General features: G+C 70.4%; 9 protein-coding genes. 8 read left to right on the top strand and 1 reads right to left on the bottom strand.

The genetic code is table 11. The features are described 5' to 3' along the window. Window positions 1-62 precede the first annotated feature (62 nt). From AB5J56_RS19710 to AB5J56_RS19675, 8 genes are all read left to right on the top strand, one after another. A complete protein-coding gene (locus AB5J56_RS19710) occupies window positions 63-1,907 on the top strand; it encodes an APC family permease (RefSeq protein ID WP_369234043.1) in 1,845 nt (614 codons plus the stop codon). A 177-nt stretch (window positions 1,908-2,084) separates the two neighbouring features. Next, a complete protein-coding gene (gene kdpF, locus AB5J56_RS19705; protein WP_306184084.1) occupies window positions 2,085-2,174 on the top strand; it encodes a K(+)-transporting ATPase subunit F in 90 nt (29 codons plus the stop codon). Window positions 2,175-2,182: 8 nt separating this feature from the next. Next, window positions 2,183-3,847 carry a potassium-transporting ATPase subunit KdpA gene (gene kdpA, locus AB5J56_RS19700; RefSeq protein WP_369234042.1) on the top strand — a complete coding sequence of 555 codons (1,665 nt, stop codon included), beginning with the start codon at window positions 2,183-2,185 and terminating at the stop codon, window positions 3,845-3,847. Beyond that, a complete protein-coding gene (gene kdpB / locus AB5J56_RS19695; RefSeq protein ID WP_369234041.1) occupies window positions 3,844-5,988 on the top strand; it encodes a potassium-transporting ATPase subunit KdpB in 2,145 nt (714 codons plus the stop codon). The genes kdpA and kdpB overlap by 4 nt, the downstream gene beginning before the upstream one ends. Window positions 5,989-5,992: 4 nt before the next feature. Next, a complete protein-coding gene (locus AB5J56_RS19690) occupies window positions 5,993-6,661 on the top strand; it encodes a potassium-transporting ATPase subunit C (protein WP_369234040.1) in 669 nt (222 codons plus the stop codon). 142 nt (window positions 6,662-6,803) lie between these two features. Next, complete coding sequence (locus AB5J56_RS19685) at window positions 6,804-7,487, top strand: response regulator (protein WP_369234039.1); 684 nt, start codon at window positions 6,804-6,806, stop codon at window positions 7,485-7,487. Between the two features lie 42 nt (window positions 7,488-7,529). Beyond that, complete coding sequence (locus AB5J56_RS19680; RefSeq protein ID WP_369234038.1) at window positions 7,530-10,118, top strand: ATP-binding protein; 2,589 nt, start codon at window positions 7,530-7,532, stop codon at window positions 10,116-10,118. Window positions 10,119-10,395: 277 nt separating this feature from the next. After that, the gene (locus AB5J56_RS19675) at window positions 10,396-11,901 is read left to right on the top strand and encodes a PucR family transcriptional regulator (protein ID WP_369234037.1); all 1,506 of its coding nucleotides are present in this window, start codon (window positions 10,396-10,398) and stop codon (window positions 11,899-11,901) included. 9 nt (window positions 11,902-11,910) lie between these two features. Here the strand turns inward: AB5J56_RS19675 and AB5J56_RS19670 are convergent, their stop codons facing one another. Continuing rightward, window positions 11,911-12,804, bottom strand: a complete 894-nt coding sequence (locus tag AB5J56_RS19670) for a LysR family transcriptional regulator (RefSeq protein WP_369234036.1) — start codon at window positions 12,802-12,804, stop codon at window positions 11,911-11,913. Window positions 12,805-12,886: the final 82 nt, after the last annotated feature.

Below are 12,886 nucleotides of genomic sequence, written 5' to 3'. Positions count from 1 at the left end.
CGCGCATGCGGGGGAGGGCGGACAGAACCTGAGGCGTACCCGCACGTAAGGAGTGCCCTCACATGTCCGTCCTGACCGCCGAACCCGGTGCCACCCCCGCCGACGAGGAACCCCCGGATTCCGGCGAACGCCACCGGCTCACCGCCCTCACCGGTCTGGCCGCGCTCTCCTTGGACGCGATGGCGTCGGTGGCGTACGGCCCCGAGGCGATCGTCCTCGTGCTGGCCGCCGCGGGCGCGCACGGCCTCGGCTTCACGCTGCCCGTCACGCTCTGCATCGCCGGACTGCTCGCGGTCCTGGTCGCCTCCTACCGGCAGGTGATCGCCGCGTTCCCGGACGGCGGCGGCTCGTACGCGGTCGCCAAGGCCCACCTGGGAGCGCGCACCAGCCTGGTCGCGGCCGCCTCGCTCGTCCTGGACTACGTCCTCAACGTCGCCGTCGCCGTGACCGCCGGGGTGGCCGCCCTGACCTCGGCGTTCCCCGGCCTGTACGGCGAGCGGCTGTGGCTGTGCCTGGCCGTGCTGGTGCTGATCACGGCGGTGAACCTGCGGGGCATCGTGGAGTCGGCGCGGGTGTTCATCGTGCCGACGGCCGTGTTCGTCGTGTCGATCCTGGTTCTGATCGTGGTGGGGCTGTTCCGGTCCGCGCCGGTGAGCACGGTGGACGGTGCCTCGCTGGTCGCCGACAACGCCACCAGCGTCGGCGCCCTGCTCCTGCTGAAAGCTTTCGCCTCCGGCTGTTCGGCGCTCACCGGCGTCGAGGCCATCGCCAACGCCGTCCCCTCCTTCCGCGTCCCGCGCGTGAGGGGCGCCCAGCGCGCGGAGGTCGCCCTCGGCGCCGTACTCGGTGTGATGCTGATAGGCCTGGCGGTGCTCATCTCCCGCTTCCACCTGCGGCCCGTCGGCGGTGTCACCGTCCTCGCCCAGCTCGCGGACGCCTCGCTCGGCCACAACTGGGCTTTCTACGTCATCCAGTTCGCCACGACGATCCTGCTGGCCCTCTCCGCCAACACCTCCTTCGGCGGGCTTCCGGTACTGCTGAAGCTGCTCGCCCGCGACAACTACCTCCCGCACGTCTTCGCGCTCAAGGCCGACCGTCAGGTGCACCGGCACGGCGTACTCGCGCTGGCGCTCGTGTCGGCGGCGCTGCTCGTCTTCTCCGGCGGCGACACCAACACCCTCGTGCCGCTGTTCGCCGTCGGCGTCTTCGTCGGCTTCACGATCGCGCAGGTCGGCATGGTCCGGCACTGGCGGCAGGAACGGGCCCGGGGGTGGCGCGGCAAGGCGGTCCTGAACGGCTTCGGGGCCGTGCTCACCGGTGTCTCGGCGGTGGTCGTGACCGCGAGCAAGTTCGAGGAGGGCGCCTGGCTGCTCGTGATCGCCCTGCCGCTGCTGGTCGCGGGCTTCACGGCCGTGCACCGGGAGTACACCCGCATCGGCGAACGGCTCGGCCTCGGCCGTATCCCGGAGCCCCCGCACCGCGACCGCTCCGTCGTGATCGTCCCCGTGTCCAACCTCTCCCGGCTGACCTGTGAGGCGCTGAACGCCGCCGGCTCGCTCGGCGACGAGGTGCGTGCGGTCACCGTCTGCTACCCGGACGCCGAGGACCGCGCCCAGGCGGGCGCCCTGGCCCGCGACTGGGCGCTGTGGAACCCGGGCGTCCCGTTGGTCCCGCTGACCTCCGAGCGCCGCACGCTCGGCCGTCCGATCGCCGCGTACGTCCGCGAGACGGCCGCCGAGCCCGGCACCCGGGTCACCGTCCTGATTCCCGAGGTCGAACCGGAGCGGCTGTGGCAGCGGCTGCTGCAGAACCAGCGCGGCGCGGTCGTCGCGCACGCGGTGCGGCGGGACACCGACGCGGTGATCTGCAGGCTTCGGCTGCGTATGGGTTCCGTCAAGAGCGGCTGAGGCGCCGTATGGAGCCCGTCAACGAACCCGGATACGGCCGAAAACAGCGGTTACCTCTAACCGTCCGTTCAACCCGAACCTCTCCTAGGAGCATGCGATGGCCGACGTGGCCTTCGTCGTCACCACGATCGCGGTGTTCGCGCTGGTGGCCCTCGTCGCCAAGGGGGTGACGAAGCTGTGACCGCCGAGAACATCGTCGGCCTCGTCGTGGCCGTCGCCCTGCTGGGCTATCTCGTCCTCGCCCTTGTCCTCCCGGAGAGGTTCTGAGCACCAACATGAGCCCCGTCCTCGCCGGTGTGCTCCAGTTGCTCGCGCTCATAGCGGCACTGGCGCTCGCCTACCGTCCCCTCGGCGACTACATGGCCAGGGTCTACTCCTCCGACAAGCACCTGCGTGTCGAGAAGTGGATCTACAAGGGCATCGGCGCCAACCCGAACACGGAGATGCGCTGGCCCGCGTACCTGCGCGGTGTCCTCGCCTTCTCCGCGGTCAGTGTCCTCTTCCTGTATCTGCTGCAGCGGCTGCAGGGCCACCTGCCCGGCTCGCTCGGCTTCTCCGCGATCGACCCGGACCAGGCGTTCAACACCGCCGCGTCGTTCGTGACGAACACCAACTGGCAGTCGTACTACGGCGAGCAGGCCATGGGCCACGTCGTGCAGACCGGCGGCCTGGCGGTGCAGAACTTCGTCTCCGCGGCCGTCGGCATCGCGGTGGCCGTCGCGCTGGTGCGGGGCTTCTCGCGTTCGCGCACCGGTGAGCTCGGCAACTTCTGGGCCGACCTGGTGCGCGGCACGGTCCGCATCCTGCTCCCCCTCTCGGTGATCGCCGCGATCGTGCTGGTCGCCTGTGGCGCGATCCAGAACTTCTCCGGCATTCACTCCGTGGGCCAGTTCATGGGCGGCTCGCAGCAGTGGAACGGCGGCGCGGTCGCCTCGCAGGAGGCGATCAAGGAGGTCGGCACCAACGGTGGCGGTTACTTCAACGCCAACTCCGCGCACCCCTTCGAGAACCCGGGCCCCTTCTCCAACCTGTTCGAGATCTTCCTGATCCTGCTGATCCCGTTCGCGCTGACGCGGACCTTCGGCCGGATGGTCGGCTCGCTGCGCCAGGGTTACGCGATCCTCGCGACGATGGTCACGATCTGGATCGGGTTCACGGCGTTGATGATGTGGACCGAGTTCCACCACCACGGTCCGGCGTTCGACATCGCGGGCGGGGCGATGGAGGGCAAGGAGACCCGTTTCGGTGTCGGCGGCTCGTCGATCTTCGCGGTGGCGACCACGCTGACCTCGACGGGTGCGGTGGATTCCTTCCACTCCTCGTTCACGGGCCTGGGCGGCGGCATCACCATGCTGGGCATGCAGCTCGGTGAGATCGCGCCGGGTGGTACCGGTTCCGGCCTCTACGGCATGCTGATCATGGCGATCATCGCGGTGTTCATCGCCGGTCTGATGGTCGGCCGCACCCCCGAGTACCTGGGCAAGAAGATCGGCACCCGCGAGATCAAGTTCGCGGCCTGCTACATCCTCATCACCCCGGCGCTGGTGCTCATCTTCACCGCCGCGGCGATGGCCCTGCCCACCCCGGGCAACTCGATGACCAACAGCGGGGCGCACGGATTCTCCGAGATCCTGTACGCCTACACCTCGGGCGCCAACAACAACGGCTCGGCTTTCGCGGGTCTGAACGCCGATACGCAGTGGTTCAACAGCACCATCGGTATCGCGATGCTGCTGGGCCGCTTCCTGCCGATGGTGTTCGTCCTCGCGCTGGCCGGTTCGCTCGCCGAGCAGCGGCCCGTCCCGGAGACCGCGGGCACCCTGCGCACCAACAAGCCGCTCTTCGTGGGCCTGTTGGTGGGCGCGATCCTGATCATCACCGGTCTGACCTACTTCCCGGCGCTCGCGCTGGGTCCGCTGGCCGAGGGGCTGGCGTCATGACCACCGGTATACGGAAACAAGCGGACGACCAAGAGGACTCGATGTCCACTCCCACCCTCGCGCCCCATCAGGACGCACCGACCGGGCACAAGCCCGCCGAAGGCAAGGTCGGCGCGGGTCTCTTCGACCCCAAGCAGCTGCTCAAGTCGCTGCCGGACGCCTGCCGCAAGCTCGACCCGCGCATCATGGTCAAGTCCCCGGTGATGTTCGTGGTGCTGGTCGGCTCGGTCCTGACGACGGTCTTCTCCTTCAAGGACCCGGGCGACTGGTTCGGCTGGGCGATCAGCGCCTGGCTGTGGCTGACCGTGATCTTCGCCAACCTGGCGGAGGCGGTCGCCGAGGGGCGCGGCAAGGCGCAGGCGGACACCCTGCGCAAGGCCAAGACGGACACGGTGGCGCGCCGGCTGAGCAAGGACGGCACGAGCGAGGAGCAGGTCCCCGGCACCGAACTGCGGATCGGTGACCTGGTGGTCTGCGAGGCGGGCGACATCATCCCCGGCGACGGTGACGTCGTCGAGGGTGTGGCCAGCGTCGATGAGTCGGCGATCACCGGCGAGTCCGCGCCCGTCATCCGGGAGTCCGGCGGCGACCGTTCGGCCGTCACCGGCGGTACGAAGGTCCTCTCCGACCGCATCGTCATCAAGATCACGACGAAGCCGGGCGAGACCTTCATCGACCGGATGATCGCGCTGGTCGAGGGCGCGGCCCGGCAGAAGACGCCGAACGAGATCGCGCTGAACATCCTGCTCGCGTCGCTGACGATCGTCTTCCTGCTCGCGGTGGCGACGCTGCCGCCGTTCGCGGACTACGCGGGCACACACCTCAGCATGGTCGTGCTGGTGGCCCTGCTGGTCTGCCTGATCCCGACCACGATCGGCGCGCTGCTGTCCGCGATCGGTATCGCGGGCATGGACCGGCTGGTGCAGCGCAATGTACTGGCCATGTCCGGAAGGGCCGTTGAGGCCGCGGGTGACGTGTCGACGCTGCTGCTCGACAAGACCGGCACCATCACCCTCGGCAACCGCCAGGCGTCCGAGTTCGTGCCGGTGCGCGGGACAAGGGAGGCCGAGCTCGCCGACGCCGCCCAGCTCTCCTCACTGGCCGACGAGACGCCCGAGGGCCGCTCCATCGTCGTACTGGCGAAGGAGAAGTACGGGCTGCGCGAGCGCCACCAGGGCGAGCTCAAGGGCGCCGAGTGGATCGCCTTCACCGCCCAGACCCGGATGTCGGGTGTGGACGTCGACGGGCGCAGGACCCGCAAGGGCGCGGCCGGTTCGGTCATCGCCTGGGTCCAGGAGCGGGGCGGCACGGTGTCCGAGGACGCCGACTCCCTCGCCAACAAGATCTCCGAGGCGGGCGGCACGCCGCTGCTCGTGGCGGTCGAGGACGCCGAGGGTGCCCGCGTGCTGGGCGTCATCCACCTCAAGGATGTCGTCAAGGAAGGCATGCGCGAGCGGTTCGACGAGCTGCGCCGCATGGGCATCAAGACGATCATGATCACGGGTGACAACCCGCTGACGGCCAAGGCGATCGCCGAGGAGGCGGGCGTCGACGACTTCCTCGCGGAGGCCACTCCCGAGGACAAGATGGCCCTCATCAAGCGGGAGCAGGCGGGCGGCAAGCTCGTCGCGATGACCGGTGACGGCACCAACGACGCCCCCGCGCTCGCGCAGGCGGACGTCGGCGTGGCGATGAACACGGGTACGTCGGCCGCGAAGGAGGCCGGCAACATGGTCGACCTCGACTCCAACCCGACCAAGCTCATCGAGATCGTCGAGATCGGCAAGCAACTCCTCATCACCCGGGGCGCGTTGACGACGTTCTCCATCGCCAACGACGTCGCGAAGTACTTCGCGATCATCCCGGCGCTGTTCGCGGTGGTCTACCCGGGCCTGAACAAGCTCAACATCATGGACTTGTCCTCACCGAACTCCGCGATCCTGTCCGCGGTCATCTTCAACGCGATCATCATCATCGCGCTGGTGCCGCTGTCCCTGAAGGGCGTGCAGTACAAGCCGGTCAGCGCGGACAAGATGCTCCGCCGCAACCTCACGATCTACGGCATCGGCGGGCTGATCGCCCCGTTCATCGGCATCAAGATCATCGACCTGCTCATCTCCCTCATCCCCGGAATCGGCTGATCCCATGAACAACTCGGTCACCAACACCGCCCGGTTGCTGTGGGCAGGCCTGCGCGCCCTCCTCGTCCTGACCCTGGTGACGGGCGTCCTCTACCCGCTCGCCCTCACCGGTGTCGCCCAGGGGATCTTCCCCGACAAGGCGAACGGCTCGGAGATCAAGGCGGACGGCAAGGTCGTCGGCTCCTCCCTGATCGGGCAGACGTACAACCTGCCGCTGAAGAAGGGCCAGGAGACCCCCGCGCCCGACCTCAAGTGGTTCCAGCCACGCCCGTCCAACGGCCTCGGCACCAACAGCGTCAACACCGAGTACAAGCTGATCCTGTCCGGCGCGACCAACCGCTCCGGTGACAACAAGGACCTCATCGACTGGGTGAAGGCCGCCAAGGCCGCCGTCATCAAGGACAACTCGGTGAACGGCTACACGGTCAAGCCGTCCGACGTGCCCGCCGACGCGGTGACGTCCTCCGGCTCCGGCCTGGACCCGGACATCTCGCCCGACTACGCCGACATCCAGGTCCACCGGATCGCCGCGAAGAACGGTCTGTCCGTCGCCCAGGTCCAGAAGCTCGTCGACGACCACACCGACGGCCGCACCCTCGGCTTCATCGGTGAGCCCCGCGTGAACGTCCTCGAACTCAACATCGCGCTCAAGGAACTCGCGGCCAAGAGCTGATGGCATTACGCACACCACGCGGGAGTTGGCGGCCGGAGGGGGACTCCGGGTCCGTCAACTCCCGCAGCCATGAAACGGGTTACGACAGTCCCGGCCCGTCGGGCACACATGAACCCACGTACGACACGAAAGGCACACACCGATGACGCGGGTACTGGTGGTGGAGGACGATCCCCAGCTCGTCAGGGCCCTCGTGATCAACATGCAGGCGCGACAGTACGGCGTCGACGCGGCCACCGACGGCGCCACCGCGCTCCGGCTCGCCGCCTCCCGCCGACCGGACGTCGTCGTGCTCGACCTCGGGCTGCCGGACATGGACGGCGTGGATGTCATCAGGGCACTGCGCGGCTGGACCCGGGTGCCGATCCTGGTGCTGTCCGCGCGCCGGGCCTCCGACGAGAAGGTCGAGGCACTCGACGCGGGCGCCGACGACTACATCACCAAGCCGTTCAGCATGAACGAGCTGTTGGCCCGGCTGCGCGCCGCGGTCCGGCGGACAGAGGCGGTGCCGGTCGCCCCGGAGACCGTCCTCGTCGCCACGGACGACTTCACCGTCGACCTGGTGGCCAAGAAGGCCACCCGCGACGGACGCGACATCCGGCTCACCCCGACCGAGTGGCACCTGCTGGAGATCCTGGTCAGCAACCCCGGACGCCTCATCACCCAGAAGCAGTTGCTCCAGGAGGTGTGGGGCGTCTCCCAGAGCACCAAGACCAACTACCTGCGGGTGTACATGGCCCAGCTCCGCCGCAAACTGGAGGCGGACCCCGCGCACCCCCGCTATCTCATCACCGAGGCGGGAATGGGCTACCGCTTCGAGAACTGACCTGCCCCCACCCCCACGCACGCAGAGACGAGAACCGAGAACATGGGACGCGGCAAGCTTCGGATCTATCTCGGTGCGGCACCGGGCGTGGGCAAGACGTACGCGATGCTGTCGGAGGCGCATCGTCGTGTGGAGCGGGGTACGGACTGTGTGGTCGCTTTCGTGGAGCATCACCACCGGCCGCGTACCGAGGTGATGCTGCACGGTCTGGAGCAGGTGCCGCGCAAGGAGATCGACTACCGGGGTTCGGTGTTCACGGAGATGGACGTGGACGCGGTGCTGGCCCGGCGGCCCGCCGTTGCGCTGGTGGACGAGCTGGCGCACACGAACATTCCCGGGTCCCGTAATGACAAGCGGTGGCAGGACGTGGAGGAGTTGCTGGCGGCCGGCGTCGATGTCGTGTCGACGGTCAATATCCAGCATCTGGAGTCGCTGGGTGACGTGGTGGAGTCGATCACCGGGGTGCGGCAGCGGGAGACGGTGCCGGACGAGGTGGTGCGGCGGGCGGATCAGATCGAGTTGGTCGACATGTCGCCGCCGGCGCTGCGTCGGCGGATGGCGCACGGCAACATCTACAAGCCGGACAAGGTCGATGCGGCGCTGTCGAACTATTTCCGGCCGGGGAATCTGACGGCGTTGCGGGAGTTGGCGCTGTTGTGGGTGGCCGACCGGGTGGACGAGTACCTGACGGAGTACCGCAGTGAGCACCGGGTGTCGAAGATCTGGGGTTCGCGGGAGCGGATCGTGGTCGGGCTGACCGGGGGTCCGGAGGGGCGGACGCTGATCCGGCGGGCCGCGCGGCTCGCGGAGAAGGGTGCGGGCGGTGAGGTGCTCGCCGTGTATATCGCCCGCAGTGACGGGCTGACGTCCGCTTCGCCGAAGGAGCTGGCTGTCCAGCGGACCCTGGTCGAGGACCTCGGCGGCACCTTCCACCACGTCGTCGGCGACGACGTCTCCCCAGCCCTGCTCGACTTCGCACGCGGCGTCAACGCCACACAGATCGTCCTCGGAGTGTCCCGGCGCAAGGGATGGCAGTACGTCCTTGGGCCGGGCGTCGGCGCGACGGTGGCCCGTGACTCCGGCCCCGACCTCGACGTGCACCTGATCACACACGACGAGGCGGGCAAGGGGCGCGGCCTGTCCACCGGGCCGCGTACCCGGCTCGGGCGGGCCCGGACCATCTGGGGCTGGCTGGTCGGCATCGGCGGCCCGGCACTGCTCACCCTGCTCCTGAGCAGTGTCGCCCCGGACCTCGGTCTGGCCAACGACGTGCTGCTGTTCCTGACGCTGACGGTGGCGGCGGCGCTGCTCGGCGGTCTCTTCCCGGCGCTGGCCTCGGCGGCGTTCGGTTCCCTGCTGCTGAACTGGTACTTCACGCCGCCGGTGCACCGCATCACGATCGCCGACCCGAAGAACGTGCTCGCGCTGGCGATCTTCGTGGGGGTCGGGGTGTCGGTCGCGTCGGTGGTGGACCTGGCGGCCCGGCGTACGCATCAGGCGGCCCGGCTGCGCGCCGAGTCGGAGATTCTCTCCTTCCTCGCGGGCAGCGTGCTGCGCGGCGAGACCAGCCTGGAGGCCCTCCTCGAGCGGGTCCGGGAGACCTTCGGGATGGAGTCGGTGGCCCTGCTGGAGCGGGTGAGCGATGTGGAGCCGTGGACCTGCGCGGGCAGCGTCGGCACGCGGCCGCAGGTCGAGCGGCCCGAGGACGCCGACGTGGACATGCCCGTCGGCGACCACATGGCGCTCGCGCTGTCCGGCCGGGTGCTGCCGGCCTCGGACCGCCGGGTACTGGCCGCGTTCGCCGCCCAGGCCGCCGTGGTCCTGGACCGCCAGCGCCTCCAGCACGAGGCCGACCAGGCCCGCACGCTCGCCGAGGGCAACCGCATCCGCACGGCCCTGCTGGCCGCCGTGAGCCATGACTTGCGCACCCCGCTCGCGGGCATCAAGGCGTCGGTGACATCGCTCCGGTCGGAGGACGTGTCCTGGTCGGAGGAGGACCAGGCGGAGCTGCTGGAGGGCATCGAGGAGGGCGCGGACCGCCTCGACCACCTGGTGGGCAACCTGCTCGACATGTCCCGCCTCCAGACCGGCACGGTCAGTCCGCTGATCCGCGAGATCGACCTCGACGAGGTGGTGCCGATGGCGCTCGGCGGAGTACCCGAGGACAGCGTCGACCTGGAGATCCCGGAGACCCTGCCCATGGTCGTCGTCGACCCCGGGCTGCTGGAGCGCGCGGTCGCCAACCTCGTCGAGAACGCGGTGAAGTACAGCCCCGCCGGCACGCCCATACTCGTCTCCGCGAGTGCCCTTGCCGATCGGGTGGAGGTGCGGGTCGTGGACCGCGGCCCCGGGGTTCCCGACGAGGCCAAGGACCGCATCTTCGCGCCCTTCCAGCGCTACGGCGACGCCCCGCGCGGCGCCGGCGTCGGCCTCGGCCTCGCGGTCGCCCGCGGCTTCGCCGAAGCCATGGGCGGCACACTGAACGCCGAAGACACCCCCGGCGGCGGACTCACCATGGTGCTCACGGTTCCGGTGGCGTCGGATCTCCGCGCGGTGGGCCCGGAACCGGTTCAACAAGCCAACTGGAACTTTTCGGCGCCGCCGCGCAACCCCTCGCCAGGGGATGTCTGACCCGCGGCCGCCGAAAGGTTCCACAAGCTCAGGCGATGGGAATGAGGGGGAGTTGGGGGGGGGGGGGGGGGGGGGTGGGGGGGGCGTCCGTAGGGTTCAGGGGTGGGTGCTGTCATGACCGTTCCTCTGCGTCCCCTCGGGGGGCGCTCGGTGTGTCCTGGTACGGGGCCGACGACATCGAGGTCGGCGGCGTGACCATCGTGGAGCCGGAGGACGTGCCGGCCGGGCTCGACGGAACGCTCGTGCTGGCCGTGGGGCGCGCGGGGGCGCGGAGGCCGTGGCCCTGGTCAAGGCCGCCGGGGCAGCGGGTGCGGCGGCCGTCGCCCTGCGGGCCCGCGGCGGGCTGTCCGAGCCGCTCCGCGCGGCGGCCCGGGCGGCGGACGTCGCCGTCCTCGGCGTACCGTCCGGTGTGCGCTGGGACGAGCTGGAGTCCGGGGTGCGCGACGCGCTGCACGCCCGGCGTGCCGCACTGCCCCGCGAGGCGCGTGACGGTCTCCGCTCGCTCGCCCGGACCGTGGCGACGCTCACGCACGGCCTGGTCAGCATCGAGGACACCGCCTACAGCGTGCTGGCGTACGCCGGACCCTCGGAGGAGGCCGACGAAGTGCGGCGCCACTCCGTCCAGGGCCGCACCTGCCCGGAGCCGTACCTGGCGCTGCTGCGGCAGTGGGGCGTCTACCGCCGGGTCCGCGACGGCGACGTCGTCGAGGTGGAGGAGCGGCCCGAACTCGACGTACGGCGGCGGCTGGTGATCGGCATCAGCGCGGGCACCCGGCAGTTGGGCACCATCTGGGTCCAGGAGGGCGCCCGGCCCTTCGCGGACGGTGCGGAGCGGGCGCTGCGGGGCGCCGCCCGGCTCGCCGCCACCCCGCTCGTCGACCACTACTACGAGGGCGACCCGTCGGCCCGGCTGCTCTCCCGCTCGGACCTCGCCCACGGCCTGCTGACCGGCCGCTTCAACGCGGTGGCCGTCGCGCTTCACCTGGGTATTCCCGCGTCGTCCGCGGCGGCCGTGGTCGCCTTCGACCTGCGCGACCTCGCGGCGGACGAGGACAGCGCGGTGCGCTCCGCCCGGCTCGCCGAGGCCGCCGACATCATCGCCGTGCACGCGGCCGCGTACGGCCGCAACACCCTGGTGGCGCAGGCGTGCGGGCAGATCTACGCGATGCTGCCCGAGCCGGAGTCGGCGGAGCGGGGAGATCCTGCGGAGTCGGCGGAGTCGGCGGAGTCGGCGGAGACGGCCGAGTCCGACGAGGCGCCCCTCGTGCGCTGGGCCACCGACCTGGTCGGCCAGCTACGCCACCACACCCGCACCCCCGTCCAGGCCGTCGTCGCGGGCACCGCGCCCCGCCTGGAGGACGTCCCCGCTGTGAAACTCCGCGGTCACCACGCCCTGCAGATCATGGCCCGCACCCCCGAGCGGACCGTGGACACCCACCGGCGCCTCACCGCTCCGCTGATGGTCCGCGACCTGATGGCGCTCCTGGCCGAGCACGACGAGATCCGCCACCCGGCCCTCGAGGCCCTGATCGCGCGGGACGCCGAACACGGCACCCACCTCGCCGAGTCACTCCTCCACTACCTCGACGCCTTCGGTGACGTCATGGCGGCGGCCAGCGCCCTGAACGTCCACCCCAACACCCTGCGCTACCGCATCCGCAAGGCCACGACCCTGACGGGCCTCGACCTGGACGACCCGGAACACCGGCTTGCGGCGATGCTGCAACTGCGGCTGCACCGGGACGCGCCGGAGGCGCCGGGGTTGGGGGCACCGGGCTGGTAGCCGGCCGTGTCAGTCGGTGCCGTCGGGGACACCGAGGACGTGGAGCATCGCTCGGGTGGCCGGGCTGGGGTTGAACCGGCTCCACACCAGGTACTCGGTGCGATGCGGTCCGTCGGCCACCGGCACCAGCGCCAGTTCGGGGTCGTCGGCGGCCAGCGGCCGGATGAACGCCGACGGCAGCAGCGCGACGCCGAGTCCGCGCGCGATCAGCCGGGTGATCAGCTCGACGACACCGGCCTCGTAGGCGACGTCGCGGACCAGGCCCGCGGCGGCGAACGCCTGGTCGGACTGGGCCCGGGCGGGTGTCCCGGCCACGAAGTCCACGAACGTCTCCTCGGCGATCTCGTGCAGGGTGACCCGGGAGGCGCCCGCCAGCCGGTGCCCGGTCGGCACCACCAGTACGTGCTCGTCGTGATCGAGCGCCACGGCCTCCACACCGGACGGCGGTTCGCCTTCCGGCAGGCCGAGGAAGGCGATGTCCAGGTCGCCGCTCCGGATCGCCGCCGCCAGGTCGTCACTGCGTCCGGAACGCAGGGCGACACGGACGTCCGGGTGCCGGGCGCGGTACCGCTGCAGCAGCTCGGGTACGTCGACGGCGGCCGTGGTCACGATCACGCCGACGGCGAGCCGGCCCCGCACCACGCCGGTCGCGGCGGCCGCGTCGGCCGCCGCGCGGTCGGCAGCGGCCAGGCACTCGCGGGCGCCGACGAGAAACGCCGCTCCCGCGCTGGTCAGCTCGGTTCGGCGGCTGGACCGGGCGAACAGCTTGACCCCGAGCTCCCGCTCCAGGCTCGCGATCCGGTGACTGAGCGACGACTGCACCACGAGGCAACGCTCGGCCGCGCGCGTGAAGTTGCGGGTTTCGGCGACGGCGACGACGTATCGCATCTGCTGGAGATCCACCCCGTCATCATTCCAGCGTTCCATCGCTTTCGTTCATGGCTGGCATCGTAAGCATGCTTTGGATTCATGGCGCATCGCGCTG

The sequence above is a fragment of the Streptomyces sp. R21 genome (assembly GCF_041051975.1).
In the GTDB taxonomy this organism is placed as follows: domain Bacteria; phylum Actinomycetota; class Actinomycetes; order Streptomycetales; family Streptomycetaceae; genus Streptomyces.
This window is presented reverse-complemented; position numbering and strand designations above follow the sequence as displayed.